The 22,900-nt window shown below is 62.2% G+C and carries 27 protein-coding genes, 1 tRNA gene and 2 rRNA genes (1 of these 30 only partly in view); 12 read left to right on the top strand and 18 right to left on the bottom strand.

The window, feature by feature from the left end; genetic code table 11:
• From ATN00_RS04135 to ATN00_RS04120, 4 genes are all read right to left on the bottom strand, one after another.
• Window positions 1-456: a hypothetical protein gene (locus ATN00_RS04135; protein ID WP_062062482.1), complete on the bottom strand. Its 456-nt coding sequence runs from the start codon at window positions 454-456 to the stop codon at window positions 1-3.
• Window positions 457-589: 133 nt separating this feature from the next.
• On the bottom strand, window positions 590-2,074 hold the full coding sequence (sufB, locus tag ATN00_RS04130; RefSeq protein WP_062062479.1) for a Fe-S cluster assembly protein SufB: 1,485 nt from the start codon (window positions 2,072-2,074) through the stop codon (window positions 590-592).
• Window positions 2,075-2,087: 13 nt separating this feature from the next.
• A complete protein-coding gene (locus ATN00_RS04125) occupies window positions 2,088-2,498 on the bottom strand; it encodes an RrF2 family transcriptional regulator (RefSeq protein ID WP_062062476.1) in 411 nt (136 codons plus the stop codon).
• A 121-nt stretch (window positions 2,499-2,619) separates the two neighbouring features.
• Window positions 2,620-3,564: a helix-turn-helix domain-containing protein gene (locus ATN00_RS04120; protein WP_062062473.1), complete on the bottom strand. Its 945-nt coding sequence runs from the start codon at window positions 3,562-3,564 to the stop codon at window positions 2,620-2,622.
• A gap of 352 nt (window positions 3,565-3,916) precedes the next feature.
• On the opposite strand from ATN00_RS04120, the gene ATN00_RS04115 reads away from it, so the two are divergent.
• Window positions 3,917-4,954: a quinone-dependent dihydroorotate dehydrogenase gene (locus ATN00_RS04115; protein ID WP_062068389.1), complete on the top strand. Its 1,038-nt coding sequence runs from the start codon at window positions 3,917-3,919 to the stop codon at window positions 4,952-4,954.
• 50 nt (window positions 4,955-5,004) lie between these two features.
• Window positions 5,005-6,705 (top strand): gamma-glutamyltransferase, encoded by a 1,701-nt coding sequence (ggt, locus tag ATN00_RS04110; RefSeq protein ID WP_062068387.1) that lies wholly within the window; start codon window positions 5,005-5,007, stop codon window positions 6,703-6,705.
• A 3-nt stretch (window positions 6,706-6,708) separates the two neighbouring features.
• Here the strand turns inward: ggt and ATN00_RS04105 are convergent, their stop codons facing one another.
• The 8 genes from ATN00_RS04105 to ATN00_RS23595 all read right to left on the bottom strand — a co-directional run bounded on the left by ATN00_RS04105 (window position 6,709) and on the right by ATN00_RS23595 (window position 9,960).
• Window positions 6,709-7,203, bottom strand: coding sequence for a hypothetical protein (locus tag ATN00_RS04105; RefSeq protein WP_062062470.1), 495 nt, complete (start codon window positions 7,201-7,203; stop codon window positions 6,709-6,711).
• Window positions 7,204-7,271: 68 nt separating this feature from the next.
• Window positions 7,272-7,703: a SufE family protein gene (locus ATN00_RS04100; protein ID WP_031290866.1), complete on the bottom strand. Its 432-nt coding sequence runs from the start codon at window positions 7,701-7,703 to the stop codon at window positions 7,272-7,274.
• Window positions 7,704-7,757: 54 nt separating this feature from the next.
• Entirely contained in the window at window positions 7,758-7,991 is a 234-nt protein-coding gene (locus ATN00_RS04095) for a hypothetical protein (protein WP_062062467.1), read from the bottom strand.
• A gap of 32 nt (window positions 7,992-8,023) precedes the next feature.
• Window positions 8,024-8,275 (bottom strand): hypothetical protein, encoded by a 252-nt coding sequence (locus ATN00_RS04090; RefSeq protein ID WP_062062464.1) that lies wholly within the window; start codon window positions 8,273-8,275, stop codon window positions 8,024-8,026.
• Window positions 8,276-8,382: 107 nt separating this feature from the next.
• Window positions 8,383-8,757 carry an envelope stress response membrane protein PspC gene (gene pspC / locus ATN00_RS04085; protein WP_062062462.1) on the bottom strand — a complete coding sequence of 125 codons (375 nt, stop codon included), beginning with the start codon at window positions 8,755-8,757 and terminating at the stop codon, window positions 8,383-8,385.
• Window position 8,758: 1 nt separating this feature from the next.
• On the bottom strand, window positions 8,759-9,028 hold the full coding sequence (gene pspB, locus ATN00_RS04080) for an envelope stress response membrane protein PspB (protein ID WP_021244449.1): 270 nt from the start codon (window positions 9,026-9,028) through the stop codon (window positions 8,759-8,761).
• 4 nt (window positions 9,029-9,032) lie between these two features.
• Complete coding sequence (pspA, locus tag ATN00_RS04075) at window positions 9,033-9,710, bottom strand: phage shock protein PspA (protein ID WP_062062459.1); 678 nt, start codon at window positions 9,708-9,710, stop codon at window positions 9,033-9,035.
• A 76-nt stretch (window positions 9,711-9,786) separates the two neighbouring features.
• The gene (locus tag ATN00_RS23595; protein ID WP_197413665.1) at window positions 9,787-9,960 is read right to left on the bottom strand and encodes a hypothetical protein; all 174 of its coding nucleotides are present in this window, start codon (window positions 9,958-9,960) and stop codon (window positions 9,787-9,789) included.
• 174 nt (window positions 9,961-10,134) lie between these two features.
• Here ATN00_RS23595 and pspF point away from each other — a divergent pair, with 174 nt between their 5' ends.
• On the top strand, window positions 10,135-11,142 hold the full coding sequence (pspF, locus tag ATN00_RS04065; protein ID WP_062062453.1) for a phage shock protein operon transcriptional activator: 1,008 nt from the start codon (window positions 10,135-10,137) through the stop codon (window positions 11,140-11,142).
• Here the strand turns inward: pspF and ATN00_RS04060 are convergent.
• On the bottom strand, window positions 11,139-11,609 hold the full coding sequence (locus ATN00_RS04060; RefSeq protein WP_062068385.1) for an Lrp/AsnC family transcriptional regulator: 471 nt from the start codon (window positions 11,607-11,609) through the stop codon (window positions 11,139-11,141). The genes pspF and ATN00_RS04060 overlap by 4 nt on opposite strands.
• Window positions 11,610-11,703: 94 nt before the next feature.
• Between ATN00_RS04060 and phhA the strand changes: the two genes are divergently transcribed.
• The gene (gene phhA, locus ATN00_RS04055) at window positions 11,704-12,582 is read left to right on the top strand and encodes a phenylalanine 4-monooxygenase (protein WP_062068383.1); all 879 of its coding nucleotides are present in this window, start codon (window positions 11,704-11,706) and stop codon (window positions 12,580-12,582) included.
• A complete protein-coding gene (hppD, locus tag ATN00_RS04050; RefSeq protein ID WP_062062450.1) occupies window positions 12,579-13,622 on the top strand; it encodes a 4-hydroxyphenylpyruvate dioxygenase in 1,044 nt (347 codons plus the stop codon). The genes phhA and hppD overlap by 4 nt, the downstream gene beginning before the upstream one ends.
• Before the next feature lie 136 nt (window positions 13,623-13,758).
• On the opposite strand, the gene ATN00_RS04045 is transcribed toward hppD, so the two are convergent.
• Together ATN00_RS04045 and ATN00_RS04040 are read right to left on the bottom strand one after the other, a co-directional pair.
• Window positions 13,759-14,010: a GIY-YIG nuclease family protein gene (locus tag ATN00_RS04045; protein ID WP_062062447.1), complete on the bottom strand. Its 252-nt coding sequence runs from the start codon at window positions 14,008-14,010 to the stop codon at window positions 13,759-13,761.
• A gap of 117 nt (window positions 14,011-14,127) precedes the next feature.
• Window positions 14,128-15,006 (bottom strand): 3-hydroxybutyryl-CoA dehydrogenase, encoded by an 879-nt coding sequence (locus ATN00_RS04040; RefSeq protein ID WP_062062444.1) that lies wholly within the window; start codon window positions 15,004-15,006, stop codon window positions 14,128-14,130.
• 150 nt (window positions 15,007-15,156) lie between these two features.
• Here ATN00_RS04040 and ATN00_RS04035 point away from each other — a divergent pair, with 150 nt between their 5' ends.
• The 7 genes from ATN00_RS04035 (at window position 15,157) to ATN00_RS23320 (ending at window position 20,259) form a co-directional block, all read left to right on the top strand.
• Complete coding sequence (locus ATN00_RS04035) at window positions 15,157-15,642, top strand: YbgC/FadM family acyl-CoA thioesterase (protein WP_062062441.1); 486 nt, start codon at window positions 15,157-15,159, stop codon at window positions 15,640-15,642.
• Entirely contained in the window at window positions 15,639-16,355 is a 717-nt protein-coding gene (gene tolQ, locus ATN00_RS04030; RefSeq protein WP_062062439.1) for a protein TolQ, read from the top strand. Before ATN00_RS04035 ends, tolQ begins: the two co-directional genes overlap by 4 nt.
• Window positions 16,356-16,395: 40 nt before the next feature.
• Complete coding sequence (tolR, locus tag ATN00_RS04025; RefSeq protein ID WP_062062436.1) at window positions 16,396-16,872, top strand: protein TolR; 477 nt, start codon at window positions 16,396-16,398, stop codon at window positions 16,870-16,872.
• A gap of 18 nt (window positions 16,873-16,890) precedes the next feature.
• The gene (locus ATN00_RS04020; RefSeq protein ID WP_062062433.1) at window positions 16,891-17,805 is read left to right on the top strand and encodes a hypothetical protein; all 915 of its coding nucleotides are present in this window, start codon (window positions 16,891-16,893) and stop codon (window positions 17,803-17,805) included.
• Window positions 17,802-19,136 (top strand): Tol-Pal system beta propeller repeat protein TolB, encoded by a 1,335-nt coding sequence (gene tolB / locus ATN00_RS04015; protein WP_062062430.1) that lies wholly within the window; start codon window positions 17,802-17,804, stop codon window positions 19,134-19,136. Before ATN00_RS04020 ends, tolB begins: the two co-directional genes overlap by 4 nt.
• 107 nt (window positions 19,137-19,243) lie before the next feature.
• On the top strand, window positions 19,244-19,753 hold the full coding sequence (gene pal / locus ATN00_RS04010) for a peptidoglycan-associated lipoprotein Pal (RefSeq protein ID WP_062062427.1): 510 nt from the start codon (window positions 19,244-19,246) through the stop codon (window positions 19,751-19,753).
• Between the two features lie 338 nt (window positions 19,754-20,091).
• A complete protein-coding gene (locus ATN00_RS23320; protein WP_156415215.1) occupies window positions 20,092-20,259 on the top strand; it encodes a hypothetical protein in 168 nt (55 codons plus the stop codon).
• On the opposite strand, the gene ATN00_RS04005 is transcribed toward ATN00_RS23320, so the two are convergent.
• The 3 genes from ATN00_RS04005 to ATN00_RS03995 form a co-directional block, all read right to left on the bottom strand.
• Window positions 20,245-20,321: transfer RNA gene (locus ATN00_RS04005), tRNA-Met, on the bottom strand. The genes ATN00_RS23320 and ATN00_RS04005 overlap by 15 nt on opposite strands.
• A 112-nt stretch (window positions 20,322-20,433) precedes the next feature.
• Window positions 20,434-20,548, bottom strand: a 5S ribosomal RNA gene (gene rrf / locus ATN00_RS04000).
• Window positions 20,549-20,698: 150 nt separating this feature from the next.
• Window positions 20,699-22,900: ribosomal RNA gene (locus ATN00_RS03995) — 23S ribosomal RNA — on the bottom strand (it continues 595 nt past the right edge of the window).

Genomic DNA, 22,900 nt, shown 5'->3' with positions numbered 1-22,900 from the left:
TCAATCCTTGTGTGCGCGCTGGAGCGTCCGCGCGGTCCAGAAGGCCATGTCGCGAACGTCGCCCGGAGCGGGAAACAGTGTGTCGATGTGGCGCTTGATCGGCATATAGGGCCACCAGTCGGCATCCGGCTCGGGCGCACCTTTTTCCAGCAGCGCGACGACGAATTCGCTAACCGGCCCCATGCGGGCGAGGTTGGGGGCCTTGGCCTTGTGGAACGCCTTGTCGGTCCGCAGGCGCTCGGTCATCGCCTTGTCGCCTGCCTCCAGCGCGGCGCGGCATTCGACCTGATATGCATCGAGGTCACCGAAATCCTTGGCGGCGCGCGTCTGAAGTTCGCCCTCTTCCAACTCATAGTCCTCGGTCAGGATACGGATCGCGGCGGTCCACGCCTGTCCATTGCCAACATCCTCCGCGAAATCGGCGAGGGCATCCTGAATATCGTCTTCGTCGCTCAAGGTTCAGTCCTTCAAACTCTCACATTCTTCGTCGCCCCGAACTTGTTTCAGGGTCCATTTCTCTTCGCGCCCTTTCACCTTCGAAAGCCAAGTGGATGCTGAAACAAGTTCAGCATGACGCGTGGAAAAGTCGTTAGCCCACGCTCCCCTCAAGGCTGATGCCCAACAGCTTCTGCGCCTCGACCGCGAACTCCATCGGCAGCTGTTGCAGCACTTCCTTGGCGAAGCCGTTCACGATCAGCGACACCGCGCTTTCCTGATCCAGCCCGCGCTGCATCGCGTAGAAAAGCTGGTCATCACTAATCTTGGAAGTGGTCGCCTCATGCTCGATCTGCGCGGAGGGATTACGCACCTCAATATAGGGCACAGTATGCGCGCCGCATTGGTCGCCCAGCAGCAGACTGTCGCACTGGGTGAAGTTCCGTACACCTTCCGCGCCCGGCGCCACGCGCACCAGCCCGCGATAGGTGTTATTCGAACGCCCCGCGCTGATTCCCTTGGACACGATGGTCGACCGCGACCCCTTGCCGTTGTGGATCATCTTGGTGCCGGTATCAGCCTGCTGCAGATTGTTGGTCAGCGCCACCGAGTAGAATTCACCCACGCTGTTCTCGCCATTCAGCACGCAGCTCGGATATTTCCAGGTGATCGCCGACCCGGTTTCCACCTGGGTCCAGCTGACCTTGCTGTTGCGACCTTGGCACAGCGCCCGCTTGGTCACGAAATTATAGATGCCGCCCTTGCCGTTCTCGTCGCCCGGATACCAGTTCTGGACGGTCGAATATTTGATTTCCGCATCGTCCAGCGCGACCAATTCGACCACTGCGGCATGGAGCTGGTTCTCGTCGCGCATCGGCGCGGTGCAGCCTTCGAGATAGCTTACATAAGCCCCCTCGTCCGCGACGATCAGCGTGCGTTCGAACTGCCCCGTATTCTCGGCATTGATGCGGAAATAGGTGGAAAGCTCCATCGGGCAGCGCACGCCCTTGGGAATGTAGACGAAGGTGCCGTCGGAAAAGACCGCGCAATTGAGCGTGGCGAAATAATTGTCGTGCATCGGCACGACCTTACCCAGCCACTTCTTCACAAGGTCCGGATATTCGCGCACCGCCTCACTGATCGAGCGGAAGATGACACCTGCCTCCTCCAGTTCCTTGCGGAAGGTGGTAGCGACGGAAACCGAATCGAACACCGCATCGACCGCGACCTTGCGGCTGCCCTTGACCCCGGCCAACACTTCCTGCTCGGCGATGGGGATGCCCAGCTTCTGATAGGTGGCCAGGATTTCCGGGTCGACCTCATCCAGCGAATTCAGCTCCGCCTTCTTCTTCGGCTCGGCGTAATAATAAGCATCCTGATAGTCGATGGGCGGAATATTGAGCTTGGCCCATTCCGGCGCTTCCATCTTCCGCCACATGGCGAACGCCTTCAGGCGCCATTCGAGCAGCCATTCCGGCTCGTTCTTCTTGGCGGAAATGAAACGGACGGTATCCTCGCTCAGCCCCTTGGGCGCGAAATCCTGCTCGATAGCCGACGACCAGCCATGCTCGTAAGTGGAGGCGCGCTCAGCCGCCTCATGCGCTTCGAGATTACGGATGCTAATCGTTTCCTGCGTCATACCATTTCTCGTATCAGGCCAATTCTCGTGTCAAACTGGCGATTGTCACTCTCGCAAGGGCCGAACGAATCGCACTGTTCGCCGCATTCATATGCGGACGGATGCGGCAATCCTGCTCCAATGTGCAGTCATGCGCGCCATGTTCGGCACAAGCAGTCATGGCAATGGGACCTTCCACCGCCTCCACCACATCCGCCAGCGTAATCGCCGCCGGGGGCCGCGCCAGCCGCACGCCGCCGCCGGTGCCGCGACTCGACTCAAGCAGGCCCGCAGCTGACAGCCGGCTGACCAGCTTCTGCGCCGTGGGCAACGGAATGCCGGTTTCAGCGGCAAGCGTGGTCGCATTCATCTTTGCGGCTCCGCAATGGCGGGCAGCGGCAGACATCAGCACCACGGCATAGTCAGCGAAGCTCGACAGTTTCATCCCGCGTCCAGTTGCGAACCATTCTCAAATCGGATCGAATCAATCCGATTGGCATGTGGTCCTCCAACGGCGGATTATCAAGGCTTTTCTCATAGCATCCACTACAAAAGCGGAGCGGCGTTCAGCTCATGCGATTGATGACGGCCACATCTCCGCCCAGCGACCGGCGCAACAGCGTCAACTGCGCGACGGCGGTCGGATCATTCTGCAATTGCTGGGGCGTCAGGCCGATGAAATGCTTGATCTCGCGGATGAAATGGGACTGGTCATAAAATCCCCCTTCGTCGCACAGCACCTGCCAGCTTTCCCGGTCCAGCACGATCCGCGCGCTGCATCGAAGCGCCCTGTATTTGCGCGCCAGTAGCTTGGGCGGCGCACCATAATAGCGGTTGGTAAGCCGCGCGAGTTGCCGCGGCGAAAGCCCGGTGCGGTCGGCCAGTATTTCGATTCGCGGCGATCCTTCGTCCATCAGCCAACCATCCACCGCCTCGAGCAGGCGCCAGGTCGTGTCGGGCAACGGCTTGATCCGTGTCTGGAGGAATGACCAGCAAAGCGACGCAATTGCATCGGCATCCTCCATGCCTTGGAGCTTTTGCAGCAACCGCCCATATTCGGCATCGCATGTCACCATGTCGAAGGCGCTGTCCGCCATGCTGTTCGCATCGTCGCCATAAAGCGCGATCCATCCGGCGGGAAGCAGCGATATGCCCAGCACCCGCGACGGTTCTTCCAGACGGAACCGTGTCGCGCCAAAGGTCGGCCCCAACAGGCAAACCTCTGGCGTCGGCATCACCATGCCGTCCTGAAAGATGTAATTGCCGCCTCGCCCGCCCAGCCGGAAGCGCAGTTGGGGCACATCCGCACGCGTCGCGTCGGCATAACCCGAAGAGGAAACGCTGAAAATATAAAGCGAACCGAAATAAGCGCATAGTGGTTCGGGCGGAGCAAAATAACGCAGCCTGACCGGACCCTGCGCCGCTTCGACGGTATAAGAAAGCGGCGCGCCGTCATCCGCAGCGACGACCCCTGCTACCCCCCCGGGTGTGTGTTGAGGATGCAACCCCATATTTATGACCCCCGCTATCCAATATCTCCCTTCGCGAGGGCTTCGCAAGAAAATTTGGTTAAAATCGGGAAACAATCCAGTGTCATGCACAAGACACATATAAAAATGGCCCGGCAGCTTTCACTGCCGGGCCAGGAAAAGGTCTCGTTCGGCCATGTGGCCTTGGAGCCTTCGGGTCGCAGCCCTGCTTTACGCCCGAATCGGGGAAAGATTATTGGATGGATCGGACATTGGCTGACGGAAAATGTCTCAAAATATTACGATTCCAGCCATGAAAACTGATCTGGATCAGCTGTTGCCCAATCGCAACAGCGACTCGACGAATGCGAGCGGCGCTGGCATAGCAGCCGCCATGTCCTATCGCCTGATCCGCCCCCTCGTTTTCGCCTTCGACGCCGAACGGGCGCACCACCTGTCCATCGCCCTGCTGCGGATGATGCCGACTCCGCCCGCCCTCCAACCCGATCCCATGTTGGCCCAGACGGTCGCGGGCATCGCCTTCCCCAACCCGGTGGGACTGGCCGCCGGTTATGACAAGGAAGGACTGGTCGCGCACAAGATGCATGGCCTGGGTTTCGGCTTTGCGGAACTGGGGACGCTGACCCCCCTGCCGCAGCCGGGCAACCCCCTGCCCCGCCTGTTCCGGCTGGAGGAGGACCGGGCAGTCATCAACCGCATGGGCTTCAACAATGGTGGACAAGCGGCGGCGGCAGAACGAGTCGCCAAGCGGCGGCGGAATGGAAGCGCGGTTATCGGCATCAATATCGGCGCGAACAAGGATGCGACGGATCGTATCGCGGATTACGCCACAGGCGTCGCCTGCATGATGCCGCTCGCCGATTATCTGACGGTCAACATTTCCTCTCCCAACACGCCGGGCCTGCGCGCGCTTCAGGACCGGGCGGCGCTCGATCAGCTTTTGGGCGCGGTGATGGCGGCACGGGGCTCGGACCGGACGCCCATTTTCCTCAAAGTCGCTCCCGACCTCGAACCGGCGGATGTGGAGGACATCGCCGCCGCCTGCCTCGACCACCACATCGACGCGCTGATCGTGTCCAATACCACCATTTCGCGCCCGCCCTTGCGTTCGGCCCATGCGGGCGAGACAGGCGGCCTGTCGGGCGCGCCGCTGCACGACCTTTCGCTGGAGAGGTTGCGCGATTTCCGCCGCCTGTTGGGCGCCCGCCTGCCGCTGATCGGGGTCGGCGGCATATCCGATGCCGAACAGGCCTATGCCCGCATCCGCGCCGGGGCGAGCCTGATCCAGCTCTACAGCGCGCTGGTCTATGAAGGGCCGTATCTGGCGAAGCGCATCAATGCCGGATTGAAGACCCTGCTGCAACGCGACGGCTTGCGGACGATCAGTCAGGCAGTCGGTATCGACGCCTGATCCGGACAGGCAGGCTTGCAGCCAGCGACGCGGGCGATAGGGTGGCCGCCATGACATTCCGCTTCCTGGCCCTGCTGGCCCCCCTCGCTCTCGTCGCCCTTTCCCCCGCACCACTATCGGCGCGCGAGCCCGTTGCGCTCAACGCCACGGTATCCGCCGCCGATCCGCGCGCAGCCCAGGCGGGACAGGATATCCTACGCAAGGGCGGCAGCGCGACGGACGCTGCCATCGCCATGATGCTGGCATTGAACGTGGTCGAACCGCATAACAGCGGCATCGGCGGCGGCGGCTTCCTGATGCATCATGATGGCGCGACGGGGGCGCTCGAATCCATCGACGGCCGCGAAACTGCCCCAGCCGCTGCAAAGCCCGACCGCTTCATGGGACCGGATGGACAGCCGCTTTCCTTCCGCGATGCATGGCCAGGCGGCTATTCAGTCGGTGTGCCGGGCAATCTGCGCCTCGCCTGGGACGCGCATCGCAAATGGGGCAAACTGCCCTGGGCCGACCTGTTCCAGCCCGCCATCCATCTGGCCGAGGACGGGTTCGAAGTGCGCCAAAGGCTCGACACCGCGATGAACGCCGTCGCGCCGATCTGGGCCGATTTCCCGGAAATTCGCAAATATTTCTGGATCGACGGCAAGCCCGCGCCGATCGGCACCATCCTCCAGAATCCGCCGCTCGCCGCCCTGTTCAGGCGTATCGCCGCCGAAGGACCCGACGCCTTCTATCTGGGCGACAATGCAAAGGCGATCGCGGACGCCGTCACCAACGCGCCGAAAAATCCGGTGCCGATGACACAGGCGGACCTTGCCGCTTATCAGGCCAAACCGCGCAAGCCCGTCTGCGGCAAATATCGCGTCTATACCGTCTGCGGCATGGGACCGGCCTCTTCCGGCGGTGTCACGGTTCTCCAGATCCTCGGCATGGTCGAACGCTTCCCGCTGGGCCAATGGGGTAAGGACGATGTGCGATCCTGGCATGTGATCGGGGAAGCGATGCAGCTTGCCTATGCCGACCGCGGCACATGGCTGGGGGACCCCGACTTCGTGGCCGTGCCGCTAGCGGGGCTGATCGACCCGGCCTATCTGAAACGGCGCTCCGCCCTCATCTCGCTCCGCAAGGCCCGCAACGACTACCAGCCCGGCCAGCCGCAGGGCGGGCAGCCGCGCACCGCATCCCGGCCCCAGCCCGAATCGGGCACCAGCCATTTCGTCGCCGTGGACCGCAATGGCGACATCGCCGCCTGGACCTCCACCATCGAAAGCTTCTTCGGCAGCCAGCTTGTCGCCAATGGCGTCATCCTGAACAACGAACTGACGGACTTCAGCTTCACGCCGGAAAAAAACGGCGCGCCCGTCGCCAACCGGGTGGAGCCGGGCAAGCGCCCGCTTTCCTCCATGTCGCCCACCATCGTCTATGACGCGGCGGGCACGCCGATCTTCACCGTCGGCGCGGCAGGCGGCAAGACCATCATCATGCAGGTCGCCAAGGCGCTGATCGCCCATTTCGACTGGGGCCTGTCCGCGCAGGATTCCATCGCGCTGGGCCTGGAATTCTTCAACGGCGACGGCCTCGTGCTGGAACAGGGCACATCGCTCGAAGCCATGAAGGCGCCGCTGGAAAGGCTGGGCCACCGCGTCGCCATCTCCCGCCTCGGCCTCAAGGCCAATGCCGCCGAGCGCCTGCCCGACGGCCATTGGGTGGGGGCTGCCGATCCGCGCAGCCCCGGCGTGTCCTTGCAGGAATGACGATCAGCTTTTCAGGTCCAGCCCCTCGACATTGAACTGGAACGGGAAGGTCCGGTCATCCTTGCCCACGGCCAGATTGACCTTCACCGTTTTCGCCTTGGCAATCGCCTCATAGGCATTTTGCGAAGGCATGATCTCGATCCCGTCATTGGTGTCGGCCATGCGACCCTTCCAGCGATGTTCCTTGCCGTCGTCCGTCACCGCCGTCACCGCGCAGTCGGACAGGTCGCAGCGGAACGGCGCGCCGACCAGCTTGACGGTCACGTCCTTCTCGCCGTTGGTCATCGGCTGCACCAGCATCACCGAAAAGGTGTCGGGCGCGGTGATCGTCTGCACCGTGTTGGCGCTGCCAATATAGGCGACCTTCGGCTTGCCGCCGGTCCCACCGCCTTCATATTTCCACGTCTGCCCGATCTGCTCGCGCTGGGTCATGTCCTTCTCGCCCGATGAACAGGCCGCGATCAGCCCAAGGGCCGTCAAAGTCAGGATGGCGCGCATCGCCTCTCTCCTTCCATATATCATGTTACGGAAGGACAACGTCCGTGCGGAAACAGCGGTTGCGCGGGTCAGCCGCCGTAGCGACGAGCCGTTTCGCGGATAAGGGCAATCATGTTCGGAATCCCCTGCGTCCGATTGGAACTGAGCTGATTGCGCAGGTCGAACGGCGCCAGCGCCCCTTCTATATCCGCCGCGCCGATTTCCTCGGGCGTCCGGTCCTGCACGGTCAGCAGCACCAGCGCGATGATCCCCTTGGTGATCGCGGCATTGCTGTCGGCCAGGAAATGCAGCCGCTGCCCATGACCGGAATCGGCATCCAGCACGGTGGGATAGACCCACACCGCCGCCGAACAGCCGCGCACCAGCGTCGCGTCGGTCTTGAGCGCGTCGGGCATCGGCTCCAGTTCGCGGCCCAGATCGATCAACAGCCGGTAGCGATCGTCGGCGTCGAGAAACGCATATTCTTCGTGAAGATCGGCAATGGCGCGCATCTGTGTCATGCCCGCCCATATAGGGGGAAAAGCGGGCGGCGAAACCCGCTTTTCCCATCTGCTTTACAGATCGACGTCCGCCGCTATGGCTTCCAGCTTGCGGATGCGTTCTTTCAGGTCGGCGACCTCGATCCGCGTGGCGGCGGACGGCGGGGCGGCTTCCCCGGCCCCGCGCGCCAGTTCCGCGCGCTTGAGTTCCAGCCAGCCGTTCCAGCCGCGCAGCGCCGTCACCGCGACGATCACCAGCCCCGAAAGGCCGGCCACGGCCATGGTCAGATAGAAAAGGGGGTCCTGCACATTGTCCTCCCTACGGTTCGTCCGGGCCGCTTTCAGTCGCGGTCCTTCAATTTATCGAATTCGCGCTCCAGCGCGGTGGAACTGTCGGTCGCGAGCCGTTCCAGCACGGCCACCCGATCCTTCAGCGCCTTCACCTCCGCGCGCAGCCTTTCGGCTTCCGGGTCCGGCCCACGATGGGCGAAGGCTTCGCCCTTGTCCCGGCGCAGGACGCCATATTTGGCGCGGATGACGCTGGCGATGGCGGTGATCGCGACGATGGCGACGACCATTTCAAATGGATTCATGGCTTTTCCCCTTGCCTGTCAGGACGGCGCGCTATCGCCATTTCCTTCCCTTGGCCCGCGCGCGGCCGATTTTTCGACCGGCGGCATCCGCCGTTCGATGAACGGTATCAGCGCAGGCTCTCGATCTCATCCGCCAGACGCGTGTTGCGGCTGGTGTAATAGGTTTCGATGTCGGCCAAGCGCCGGTCGATATCGCGGAACTTGGAGCGCACATCGCGGGTGGAGCGCGCCGGATTGGCGCGCACGCCCTGCCAGAATTTCGCATCGTCGCGATCTGCATAGAGGCCAATCGGCTTGTTTTCGGCGACGAAACCGATCACGAAATAACCCAGCAGCGTCCAACCGATGATGAAGAAAGACAGGACCATGGCAACCCGGACCCAGACGACGTCGATGCCCGTATAGTCGGCGATGCCGGAGCAGACGCCCATGAACTTGCCGTTCTGCTTGTCGAGATAGAATTTGGTGCGGCGGGCGGTCATCTCAGTTCCTCCGGTCGAATGCATAATCGCCATCGTCCTGCGAAGGACGGGCGGGGCGGAAATCGGGATTGTCGGCGGCGACGATCCGTTCGACCGTCTGCAACCGTTCCTCCAGCCGCCGGGCGAGCAGGTGAAGCTCGTCCAGCAGCTTCTCGTCCTCGTCAGTGATCTTGGGCGCCTGCTTCCACTTGGTCACATAGTGGAAGATCAGCCAGGGCATCCCGATGAACAGCATCCCGACGATGGCGATGGGGACAAGAATGTCTTCCATGGCGTCACTCCCCGGTCTTGCCAGCGTTCATCGACGCCTTGAGCGCCGCGAGTTCGGCGTCCACCTTGTCGGCCGACTTGAGTTCGGCGATCTCTTCCTCCAGCGTCTTGGGCTGCTGGCCCAGCGCCATGGCGTCGGCGCGGCCTTCGGCCATGTCCACGCGGCGTTCCAGCATGTCGAAGCGGGCAAAGGCTTCGTTCACCTTCTCGCCGGCATAGGCTTCGCGGACGCGCAGGCGGTTTTCGGCGCTCTGCATCCGGGTGACGAGGCTGTTCTGACGGGCACGGGCCTCGCGCAGCTTGGCCTGCAACTTGGCGATGTCCTCCTCCGAAGCCCGCAGCGCCTCATCCAGCGTCTCGATCTCATGGGACATCTGCTGCGCCATGTCGGCGGCCTTCTGCTTTTCGACCAGCGCGGCCTTGGCCAGGTCCTCGCGATCCTTGCTGAGCGCCAGTTGCGCCTTTTCGGTCCAGCTATCCTGAAGCGCGTTCAGCTTGCCGATATGGCGGCGCATCTCCTTCTGGTCGGCGATGGTCCGGGCGGCCGACGCGCGCACCTCGACCAGCGTCTCCTCCATTTCGAGGATAATCATGCGGATCATCTTCGCCGGGTCTTCCGCCTTGTCGAGCAAGTCGGTGACATTGGCGGCGATGATGTCGCGGGTGCGGGAGAATATACCCATTTGAACGTCACTCCTGGTCAAAACTTTGCCGGGGCGGGCGAGGGGGGCTTCCCGCCCCGGCCGGGGCTTGCGATCCTTACGCCAGATAGCGCAGGGCCGCGGGGGTATCCTGTGTCGCGAGCATCGGGGCTTCGCTGGCGCGGGCCGGGCCGACGGCGGAAAGGATCAGGGTCGATCCAAACAGCACGGCGGCGATGGCGACGGACAGCAATTGGCCGATTTCGCGGACTGGGTTGCTCTTCTCTTCCATCTTCTTGCTCCCTGAACTCTGGCCTTCAAAAGTGCCGTCGGCTTGTGCGGCGGCTTCCTCCCTGTCTTTGCAGAAGCCGTGCCAATTTGCCGAAATGGCGGAAAAGCGCGGCTTTAGGCGGCCCGTGCCAAAATCCTCTTGCGAAGATTTGGGAAATTTCCCCATAAGTTGGGAATGGAGAAGAACACGCAGTTCGTCGGCCAATCACTGGCCTTTCTCGACGCGGTCGAACTGGCCGGGCGCGCCGCCGAACTCAACCGCCCGGTGCTGGTGATCGGCGAACGCGGCACCGGCAAGGAACTGGTCGCCGAACGCCTCCATCACCTTTCCCGCCGCTGGGGCGAGCCGCTGATCGTCATGAACTGCGCGGCGCTCCCCGAAACGCTGATCGAAGCGGAATTATTCGGTCATGAGCAAGGGGCCTTCACCGGCGCGACAAAAGCGCGGCCCGGCCGGTTCGAGGAAGCGGACGGCGGCACGCTCTTCCTCGACGAACTGGGCACGCTCTCCATGGCGGCGCAGGAAAGGCTGCTGCGCGTCATCGAATATGGCGAAGTCACCCGCATCGGCGCATCCCGCCCGATCACCGTCGACGTCCGCATCGTCGCCGCCACCAACGAAGACCTGCCCGCCGCCGCGCAGGCAGGCCGTTTCCGCCCCGACCTGCTCGACCGGTTGAGCTTCGAGGTCATCACTTTGCCGCCGCTCCGCGCGCGCGAAGGCGATATTCCCGTCCTCGTCGACCATTTCGGGCGGCGCATGGCGGCGGAACTGGCATGGCCGCAATGGCCGGGCTTTTCCGCCGCCTGCATGGCGGAGCTTGAGGGTCATGGGTGGCCCGGCAATGTGCGCGAACTCCGCAATGTGGTAGAGCGCGCCGTCTACCGCTGGGACGATCCGGCGCGGCCGGTGAGCCGCATCACCTTCGACCCCTTCGCTTCCCCGTGGAAGCCGCAACCGATGATGCTGCCGCGCGCCGAAACGCCGCCCGCGCCTCCGCCGCCCTCCGATTTCGAGTCGATCACCGACCTCAAGGCCGCCGTCGACGCTCATGAAGCCGCCATCGTCCGCGCCGCGCTCGACCGCTACCGCTACAACCAGCGCGCGACCGCCAAGGGCCTCGGCCTCAGCTACGACCAGCTAAGGCATTGCATGAAGAAGCACGGACTGTCGGCGGGCTAAACCGGCAGCGCCGTCGTATATTTCGTCATCGACAGCGCAAAATGGGAGGCCGCGCCCTGAACGGAGGGGTGCGACAGCACTACGTTCATCAGGAAATCATTATAATCCGCCACGTCCGCCACGACGATCCGCAACAGATAGTCCCACTCCCCGGACATGGAAAAGCACTCCACGATCTCCGCACGGCCATCGACGAATTGCTCGAACAAGGCACGCGCATCGCGCGCATGGCTCCGCATCCGAATGTTGCACAGCACATTGACCTGCCGCTCGACGCTCGCCGGATCGACTAACCGCACGGCCTTGAGCAGCACCCCCGCCTGCTCCAGCGCCTTGATCCGCCGCCAGCAGGACGCGCTCGACGCGCCCACCTTCTCGGCCAGTTCCGCATGGCTGATCGACGCATCGGCCTGCAACAGTTTCACGATCCGGCGATCGACCGCATCAAGTTGACGCTTCTGTTTCATATTCTCACCATAGTCGAAACAATGATTCATGATAAGCCTTTTTCGTTCGGAGATTGAAACGAAATTTCCGCAAAATCGTGAAATACTCTTCGCCATGTCTCATATCCATGAGCGCGCCCCGGCGAGCGCCGCCGCAGACTGGACAATCCCGCAGGACTGGAGCGCCTACACGCCCCAGGACCATGCGATGTGGGACACCCTCTTCGCGCGGCAGGCGGCGATGCTCCCCGACCGCGTGGTGCCGGAGTTCATGGACGGGCTAGACATCCTCCGCATGACGAAGCCCGGCATCCCCGACTTCAGCGAATTGTCGGACCGGCTGATGCGGCGCACCGGCTGGCAGGTCGTGGCCGTCCCCGGCCTTGTCCCCGACCGCGTCTTTTTCGAGCATCTGGCTAACCGCCGCTTCGTCACGGGCCGCTTCATCCGCACGCCGGAGCAGCTCGACTATCTGGAGGAGCCGGACGTCTTTCACGACGTGTTCGGCCATGTGCCCCTGCTCGCCCATCCGGTCTTCGCCGACTATATGCAAGCCTATGGCGAAGGCGGGCTGCGCGCCGAGCGGATGGGCGCGATCGACCGCCTCGCCCGCCTCTATTGGTATACGGTCGAATTCGGCCTGATCCGGCAAGGCGACGATCTGCGTCTTTACGGCGCGGGCATCGTGTCCTCGCATGGTGAATCGATCTTCGCGCTGGACGATCCTTCGCCGAATCGCCTGGGCTTCGATCTCAAGCGTCTGATGCGGACCAAATATCGCATCGACGACTATCAGCAGAGCTACTTCGTCATCGACAGCTTCGAGGATCTGCTGCGCCAGACCGTCGAGACGGACTTCGCGCCCCTCTACCACGCGCTGGAGGGCGCCCCCGATCTGGAGGTCGACACCATCCTCCCCGAAGATCGCATCTACACCCTCGGCACGCAGGCATATGCCCGTGGCCGCTTCACAAAAGAGGACCGCCTCCCATGACCGCAACGTCGGACAATCCCTTGGGTCTCAACGGCTTCGAATTCGTCGAGTTCACCTCGCCCGATCCGCAAGCCATGGTCGCGCAGTTCGAACAACTCGGCTTCACCCCCACCCACCGCCACCCGGTCAAGAATATCACCCGCTACAAGCAGGGCCGCATCAATCTGATGCTGAACCGCGACGATGCGGGGCGCGTTGCGGCCTTCCGGGGCAAGCATGGCCCTTCGGCCAGCGCCATGGCCTTTCGCGTCGCCGACCCCGGGGCTGCAATGCAATGGGCGCTGGAGCATGGCGCGAAACCGACGGACGAGGATGACACCGTCATTCAGGGCATCGGCGGTTCCTATCTTTATTTCATCGCAGACGGCACGGACCTCTATGCCGATTGGGCCGAATTTCCCGGCTGGCGCGAGGCGGAAGCAAGGAACAGCGTCGGCCTCGACCTGCTCGACCACCTCACCCACAATGTCCGGCGCGGCCAGATGCGGGTGTGGAGCGAATTCTACCGCACCCTCTTCAACTTCGAGGAGCAGAAATATTTCGACATCAAGGGGCAGGCGACCGGCCTTTTCAGCCAGGCGATGATTGCACCGGACCAGGCGATCCGCATTCCCCTCAACGAAAGCCAGGACGACAAAAGCCAGATCGAGGAATTCATCCGCGAATATCATGGCGAAGGCATCCAGCACCTCGCCCTGACCACCCACGACATCCATGCCACGGTGGAGAAGCTGCGGGCGCGCGGCGTGCGCCTGCAGGACACCATCGAAACCTATTACGAACTGGTCGACAAGCGCGTCCCCGGCCATGGCGAGGATCTGGAGCGCCTCAGAAAGAACCGCATCCTGATCGACGGCAGCGTGGAAACGGGCGAAGGCATATTGCTCCAGATCTTCACCGAGCCGATGTTCGGCCCGATCTTCTTCGAGATCATCCAGCGCAAGGGCAATGAGGGCTTTGGAAACGGCAATTTCCAGGCGCTGTTCGAAAGCATTGAACTGGACCAGATCCGGCGCGGCGTCATCAGCGTGGACGCCTGAGCGCCACGACCCATGCGGCATGGCTCCCCCGGCCGCATGGGTCGCCTCACCATCCTCCGTTCGCCCTGAGCCTGTCGAAGGACGCGAGTCAAGTTTACCCAACCTGTTTCAACTCTGTCGATTGCGGGCAAAGAGCCTAATTCGCTCCCCCTTCGATCAAAGCCTGCTTCTTGGCCCGACTCCAATTCTTGCTTCTGCGCTCAGCGGTTAGAGCCTCGTCCCGCGTCCCAAAACTTTCCATCAAGACCAAGGCAACGAGTCTGCGCGGAGCGGTATAACTTCCGCCCAACCCCATCTGATGCTGGGCCAACCGACTTTCGAGATGATCTGTATGATCTGCATAAAAGGAGCCATCGCTGCACCGGAGGAGATATGCGTGAAAGGCCATTGCCATGATCTACCGTCAGCGCGCGTCCTTCGAAGATCAGGACGAACGGAGACAGGACCGCCCCGACATTATCGCCTGTCGCCGCCCCATGGCCCGTGCCCCCATGGCCCACGACCGTCACCGCGTAGGCACAGGCTCAGCCCCCGAATAATCGTAAAAGCCCTTGCCGGTCTTGCGGCCATACCAGCCCGCCTCGACATATTTGACCAGCATCGGCGCCGGGCGGTATTTGGGGTCGCCGGTCGAACTGTGCAGCACCCGACAAATCTCAAGACAGGTATCCAGTCCGATGAAATCCGCCAGCGTCAGCGGCCCCATCGGGTGATTGAGGCCCAGTTGCACCGCCGTGTCTATATCCTTCACATTGGCCACGCCCTCGCCCAGCGCGAAGCAGGCTTCATTCAGCATCGGCAGCAGGATGCGGTTGACGATGAAGCCCGGCGCATCGAACGCATGGACGACCTGCTTGCCGAGCTTCACCGCAAAGGCCTCGATCGCCCCCACGGTTTCGGGCGCGGTGGCAAGGCCGCGGATGATCTCGATCAGGCCCATGATCGGCACGGGATTGAAGAAATGCACGCCCACGAAGCGCGCAGCATCGGGCGCCGCCTGCGCCAGCCGCGTGATCGGGATGGAGGAGGTGTTGGACGCCAGAATGGCATCCGGCGCGAGCAGCGGCCCGACATTGCCGAAGATCGTGCGCTTGATGTCCTCACGCTCGGTCGCAGCCTCGATCACCAATTGCGCGCCCGCAAGCGGCGCGACATCGCCCACCGGCCTGATCCGGGCGAGCGCGGCGTCGGCATCGGCCTGCTCGATCTTGCCTTTTTCCACGCCCCTGGCCAGCAGCTTCGCAATGCCCGCGATCCCCTTCTCCGCGCGCGCCTGATCGATGTCGGACAGGATCACATCATAGCCCGCCTGCGCCGAAACCTGCGCGATGCCCGCGCCCATCTGTCCGGCGCCGATCACCCCGACCGTGCGAATGTCAGTCATATATACCCAAATCCTTCCGCATGAAGCATGCTTACCAGCTTGCCATTAGCGCCGGGGAAGCGGGACGGACAGCCCCATCGCGCGGGCAAGATGGTGCGGGCGCGTCATTTCCCGCTTTGCGCCGCTCGCCGATGATGGTTAAAGGCGGGCATGGCCCTTTCCGACGCCCTTGAAGCGCCTTGCTTGCCGGTTCCCGCATCCGGCCGCTTCATCGCGGCGGAGCATCATTTCCCCCTGCGCGTCTATTTCGAGGATACGGACCTGTCCGGCCTCGTCTACCACGCCAATTATCTGCGCTATATGGAGCGCGCGCGGTCGGACATGCTGCGGATCGCGGGCATCGGCCAGCGCGCGGCGCTGGAAGAGGGAGAGGGCGTCTATGCCGTCACCGATCTTCAGATCCGCTACCGTCGCCCCGCCCGGCTGGACGACGACCTGATGGTGGTGAGCCGCGTGTCACAGGTCAGCGCCGCCACCTGCGCCATTCAGCAAGCGGTCATGCGCGGCGAGGAAATACTGACGCAGGGCGACATATCGGTCGCCTTCCTGACACCCCAGGGCCGGCCCCGAAGGCAGCCCAAGCCCTGGATCGATATTTTCAGCCGCCTGATGAGAGGGGAAGACATCCACCCATGAGCCTTGCCATGCCCGCCGTCGGCGCGATGGGCGCCGTTGCCGCCAATGCCACTATATCGCCGCTCCATTTGTTCCTTCAGGCCGACATCGTCGTGAAAGGCGTGATGATCGGCCTGTTGCTGGCCAGCATCTGGACCTGGGCGATGATCATCGGCTTCAGCTTCACCTTGCGGAAAGCGAGCAAGCAGAGCAGCGCCTTTGAGGGCGACTTCTGGAAGGCGGAGGATATCGACCGCTTCTATGAAGCGCGCGGCAAGGCGGAGTTTCCCGCCGCCAAGGTTATGGCTGCGGGCGTGTCCGAATGGCGCCGCTCCACCGCGCAGAAGGTGATCGACCGTGACGGCACGCGCGACCGCCTCCATACCGCGATGAACAGCACCATCGCATCGGAGGTGGATCGATTGTCCGACCGGCTCAACATCCTCGCCACCATCGGTTCGGTCGCGCCCTTCGTCGGGTTGTTCGGCACGGTCTGGGGCATCATGCGCGCCTTCACCGCCATCGCGGCCGAGCAGCAGAGCAGCCTCGCCGTCGTCGCGCCGGGCATTGCGGAGGCTCTGTTCGCCACCGCCATCGGCCTGTTCGCGGCAATCCCGGCGGTCATCGCCTACAACCGCTTCAGCCACGGCATCAACCGCCTCGAAACCCGCCTGTCGCGCTTCGCCGACGGCTTCTATTCGACGCTGAGCCGCGAACTGGAAGCCCAGCGATGAGAAGGCGGCTCTCCACCTTCGTCAGGGAAGGAGCGCGATAATGGCCATGTCCGGTCCTTCGGGCCGCCGGGGCCGCGGTCGCGCGCCGATGGCGGACATCAACGTGACGCCGCTGGTGGATGTCATGCTGGTGCTGCTCATCATCTTCATGGTGACGGCCCCCCTGCTGGTGACGGGCGTGCCGGTGAACCTGCCCGAAACCCGCGCCAAGGGGCTGGATCAGGACGCCAAGCCTACGGTGGTGTCCATCGACCGCGATGGCGGCCTCTATATCGACGAGGAACAGATCGGCGATGCCGACCTGCCCGGCCGCCTGGCCGAGATCATGTCGGCCCATGCAGGCCAGCCCGAGCCGCCGCAGATATTCCTGCGCGCCGACACCGCGCTCGATTACGGCCGGGTGATGCGGGTGATGGGCGAACTCAACCGCGCGGGCCTCAACAAGGTCGCGCTGGTCAGCACCGGCGCGGAAAATGGCGATGCCGCCGCCGGTGACGTCAGCGATAGTTCAGAATAAGGTTCATAGGTTCAGGGGATGGAGCGCGCGGAAAAGATCGGCCTGGGCGTCGCGACGGCAGGACATGCCCTGCTGTTCGGCTTGCTGTCCGCCGGATTCCTGGCCACGCCCAATCCCTTGAAGCTCAATTCCCCGCCCATGGACGTGAGCCTGGTGGACGAGGTGGCGCTGAAATCCGCCGCGCCGCGCATCTCGGCTGAACCGCCTCCGCCCAGCGAAGCGCCGGAAAAAGGCCCGACGCAGGACGCCGCGCCGGAGCCGGAGCCTGCCCCGGCGCCGGAACCCGCGCCCGCACCGCCCAAGCCCAAACCGGCGCCCCCCAAGAAAGACGTGCCCAAGGCCGCGCCAAAGCCAAAGCCCGCACCCGAAAAACCCGCGCCGCCCAAGGCGAAGCCCGCGCCGGAAAAACCGAACAAGCCCGCCGCCGCCGCGCCCGCGCCGAAGAAAAAGGACGCGCCCAAGCCCAAAAAGGATGCCCCGGCGCGCGCCTCCGGCAGCGGAAAGGCGGACAAGCCCAAAGGCTCGCTGCTGGGCAAGGATTTCCTCAAGGGCATCGACACGGACGCTGACGCGCCCCGCAAGCCCGCCGCCCCCGCCGCTTCCAGCATGGGTCCGCAGCAGAAGGCCGCGCTCGACGCGGAATTGCGCCGCCAATTGAAGCCGCATTGGCGTCCCCCTTCGGGTGCGGACGCCGACCAACTTGTCACCCTGCTCGAAGTGCGACTGGACAAAAACGGCCGGGTGATCGGCCAACCGGAGGTGATCGACCAGCTCGGCGTCACCGCCAGCAATCGCCCGCAGGCGCAGCTTCACGCCGAACGCGCCATTCAGGCGGTGAAGCTCGCCTCTCCCTTCACGAATCTGCCGCCCCAATATTACGAACAGTGGAAGTGGCTGCGGCCGCTCCGCTTTGACGCGAGGCTCAACCGATGATGACGACCCTGATGCGCCGCTTCAGCATGGCGGCCGCCACGCTGATCGCTTTCACCGCCGCGCCCGCGCTGGCGCAGCTTTCGGTCGACGTGACCGGCGAGATCGAAAGCAATCTCAAGATCGCAGTGCCCACGCTTCCCGCCCAGCAGGAAGTATCAACGCCCGCCGGTTCCTCCAGCGAACTGGGCCGCAAGATCGCGGAGGTGATCGCGTCGGACCTCAAAGGCTCCGGCCTGTTCGATCCGTCCGGTCCGGGCGGCCTGTCCCCGGTCGGCTTTTCCGAAGTCACTTTCCCTCAATATGAGAAATGGGGGGCGTGGCAGGCGCTGGTGCAGGGCTTCGTCCGCACCACGGGCGGGGAAGCGGACATCACCGTTGGCTGCTATCTCTACGACGTGGCATTGAAGCAGGAACTGACGCGGCAAGGCTATGTCGTCGCGCCCCGCGACTGGCGGCGCGCCGCGCATAAATGCGCCGACGCCATCTATGCGCGCCTGTCGGGCGAAAGTCCCTTCTTCGACAGCCGCATCGCCTATATCGCCGAAAGCGGTCCCAAGGGGAACCGCACCAAGCGGCTCGCCATCATGGATTCGGACGGCGCGAACCACCGCTTCATCACCAACGGCCAGTCGATCGCGCTGACCCCGCGCTTCTCGCCCGATTACAAGTCCATCGTCTATGTGAGCTATCTGGGCAGCCGGGTACGCATCTATGTCTATGACATCGGCACCGGCAAGCAGCGGCTGGTGACGGAAAGCAACAATCCGACTTTCGCGCCGCGCTGGTCGCCCGATGGCCGCAACATCCTCTTTTCCATGGCTGTCGCGGGCAACACCGACATTTATCGCGTGTCAGTGAATGGCGGGACGCCGGTGCGCCTGACCAACACGCCCGGCATTGATGTCGGCGGCAGCTATTCCCCCGACGGCCGCCAGATCGTGTTCGAAAGCGACCGTTCGGGCGGGCAGCAGATCTATGTCATGAACGCGGACGGTTCCGGCCAGCGCCGGATCAGCCATGGCGGCGGCCGCTATGCGACGCCCGAATGGTCGCCGCGCGGCGACCTCATCGCCTTCACCAAGCTATCGGGCGGCTTCAAGATCGCAGTGATGACCCCGACCGGCGACAATGAACGGATTTTGACGAATGGCTGGCAGGATGAGCAGCCCAGCTGGTCGCCCAACGGCCGTGTGCTGCAATTCTTCCGCACCACGGCGGGCCGCCAGGGGACCAGCCAAGTGTGGCAAGTCGATCTGACCGGCGTCAACGAACGCCGCATCCCCACTCCGCTCAGCGGTTCCGATCCGGCATGGGGCCCGTTGCTCCCCTGAGCATTTTTCTGTGGATAACGGAACCCAATCGTCTTGACAGCGTAACGATTTTAACCAAGCCTAGCGCCTGACTTCGCGGGCGGCCCAAAACGACCAAGGAGACCCCGATGAAACTATCCCGGCCCCTTTTGATGGCGACAGCCATCATCACACTCGCCGCTTGCTCGAAAAAGCCGCCAGCAGAGCTGCCTCCCGCGCCCGGCGGCGACACGGGTGCTGCGACCGGCACGGCTACGCCGGGCGGCCCGGTCAAAGGCAGCCAGGAGGACTTCGTCGCATCGGTATCCTCTGACCGCATTCTCTTCGGTCTGGACCAATATGATGTCGACGCGGAGGATCAGGCCACGCTGCAAAGCCAGGCCGCATGGCTGCAACAGAACCCCAGCGTCCGCGTGACAATCGAAGGACATTGCGACGAGCGCGGCACCCGCGACTATAATATCGCGCTGGGCGAGCGTCGCGCCAATGCGGCGAAGAACTATCTTGCCTCACTCGGCGTCGATCCCGGCCGGATCACCACGGTCAGCTATGGCAAGGAACGCCCCGCCGCGCTGGGCTCCGATGAATCCGCATGGGCGCAGAACCGCCGCGCCGTCACTGTCACCGTGCAATATTGAAGCCCTTGGGTCGCGCCTAGCTTCAGGCCCGCCGGTTCTATGATCGGCCGGTTTTTTGTTGAGTTGCGAAAGCCGTCAGGGCCGGGGATCAGGAAAATCGGTCCCGATCCGTAGGTGCCGATTAATCTCCTTCGGCGGAGCGGCCGATAAGGTTGACGCCAGCATCATCAGGATGAAGGCGCCCAAGAAAGATTGGCTACCGTAGACGGGTACTGCTGCCTTTGTATCCGATCATGGGATTGATCGGCGGGATAGCTGGTGGGATGCGGGGGGGGGTGTAGGCGAAGCGGGATGTCGCGCTCGCGCAATTCTTGTTTCAGGCGGGGCCAGGCACGGCTTTGCGGGGTTTTGTCGAGGCGATGGTGCTGGTGCTGGGTGGCGCACGGGAGATCGACGTGCGCGGCGATCTGGCTGGCATTCTGTCGATGGCCTTGGCCTTTGAACGCAAAAAGCCCGCCTTGCGGGCGGGTTTGGGGGTGATGGTTTTTACGTGGTTGCGGGAGTAGGATTTGAACCTACGACCTTCAGGTTATGAGCCTGACGAGCTACCGGGCTGCTCCATCCCGCGTCAACCATGGTGTTGGATCAGGTAGCGGTGTCCTTTTCCTGTGCGAGGCCGATGGACCGCTGAGGCCAACGAACATGTGAATGGGTTTTAAGTTCGAAGCGCGTGCTGCAATGCCTGGCGACGCCCTACTCTTCCGGGGCTTGAGCCACAGTACCATCGGCGCAGTCAGGTTTCACGTCCGAGTTCGGGATGGGATCGGGTGGGTCACTGACGCTATGGTCACCAAGCAATGAAGCAGGCGCTTCGGGTTATAATCGATACCGTGCACAGGGGCATTTTTTGTAAAAATGCGTTTACGAACAAATTTATATATCTGGCTGGTCATCACCACGGATCGATGAAGCGCTGTTGCCAGTGCTGTCATTGATGGTGGGACTCTCAGGCGCGAACAGAGCAATTAGGACCGGTTAGCTCCATATGTTACCACACTTCTACATCCGGCCTATCAACGTCGTGGTCTACGACGGCTCGATGAAATCTTATCTTGAGGGAGGCTTCCCGCTTAGATGCTTTCAGCGGTTATCCCGTCCATACATAGCTACCCTGCTGCGCTCCTGGCGGAACGACAGGTACACCAGAGGTATGTTCAACCCGGTCCTCTCGTACTAGGGTCAACTCCTCTCAAATTTCGACGCCCACGGCAGATAGGGACCAAACTGTCTCGCGACGTTCTGAACCCAGCTCACGTACCACTTTAATTGGCGAACAGCCAAACCCTTGGGACCTGCTCCAGCCCCAGGATGTGATGAGCCGACATCGAGGTGCCAAACGATTCCGTCGATATGAGCTCTTGGGAATCATCAGCCTGTTATCCCCGGCGTACCTTTTATCCGTTGAGCGATGGCCCTTCCACGAGGGACCACCGGATCACTATGACCGACTTTCGTCTCTGCTCGACTTGTCAGTCTCGCAGTCAGGCGGGCTTATGCCATTGCACTCTAACAGACGGTTTCCAACCGTCCTGAGCCCACCATCGCGCGCCTCCGTTACTCTTTAGGAGGCGACCGCCCCAGTCAAACTACCCGCCACAGAGGGTCCCTGCACCGGATAACGGTGCGAGGTTAGACATCAGAAAACAACAGGGTGGTATTTCACCTATGGCTCCACATCAACTGGCGTCAATGCTTCAAAGCCTCCCACCTATGCTACACAGTTCTTTCCTAATGCCACTCTGAAGCTGCAGTAAAGGTGCACGGGGTCTTTCCGTCTAACCGCGGGTACTCCGCATCTTCACGGAGAATTCAATTTCGCTGAGCATATCCTGGAGACAGTGGGGAAGTCGTTACGCCATTCGTGCAGGTCGGAACTTACCCGACAAGGAATTTCGCTACCTTAGGACCGTTATAGTTACGGCCGCCGTTTACCTGGGCTTCAATTCAGTGCTTGCACACCTCCTCTTAACCTTCAGGCACCGGGCAGGCGTCAGGCCCTATACGTCGTCTTGAAGCCGACTTAGCAGAGCCCTGTGTTTTTGCTAAACAGTCGCTACCCCCTGGCCTGTGCCCCCCACAAAAAGTTGCCTTAATGTGGGGCCTCCTTCTTCCGAAGGTACGGAGGCAATTTGCCGAGTTCCTTCAGGATACTTCTCTCAAACGCCTTGGTATACTCTACCATTCCACCTGTGTCGGTTTAGGGTACGGTCTATACGGAGGGGCTATTTCCTGGGACAACTTCACAGCCTGGACCAATCCAATAAGGCCAGACCATTTACGCCATCCGTCACACACCTCCAGGCCCACGAATATTAACGTGGTTCCCATCGACTACCCCCTTCGGGCTCGTCTTAGGGGCCGGCTTACCCTGCTCAGATTAGCTTTAAGCAGGAACCCTTGGAATTTCGGCGACAGTGCATCTCACACTGTTAATCGCTACTCATGTCTGCATTCGCACTTCCGATACCTCCACGGTCGGTTACCCTCCCGCTTCAACGGCCTACGGAACGCTCCGCTACCGCGTGTAGTAAACTACACACCCTAAGCTTCGGTGCATCACTTTAGCCCCGTTACATCTTCGCCGCAGGATCTCTTATTTAGACCAGTGAGCTGTTACGCTTTCTTTAAAGGATGGCTGCTTCTAAGCCAACCTCCTGGTTGTTTTGGAAATCCCACATGCTTTCCCACTTAGTGATGACTTGGGGACCTTAGCTGTAGGTTAGGGCTGTTTCCCTTTTGACGACGGACCTTAGCACCCGCCGTCTGTCTGCCGGACTAGACTCGTTGGTATTCGGAGTTTGGTTAGTATTGGTAGATCTCGCGACCCCCGCAACCATCCAGTGCTCTACCCCCAACGGCAATCATCCGACGCTCTACCTCAATAGATTTCGCGGAGAACCAGCTATTTCCCGGCTTGATTGGCCTTTCACCCCTAAGCACAACTCATCCGATAATTTTTCAACATTAAACGGTTCGGTCCTCCAGTGCGTGTTACCGCACCTTCAACCTGGTCATGCATAGATCGCCGGGTTTCGGGTCTAATGCATCGAACTATGGTCGCCCTATTCAGACTCGCTTTCGCTGCGCCTACACCTAACGGCTTAAGCTTGCTCGATACACTAAGTCACAGACCCATTATGCAAGAGG

This window comes from Sphingobium baderi, from assembly GCF_001456115.1.
Lineage (GTDB): Bacteria > Pseudomonadota > Alphaproteobacteria > Sphingomonadales > Sphingomonadaceae > Sphingobium > Sphingobium baderi_A.
This window is presented reverse-complemented; position numbering and strand designations above follow the sequence as displayed.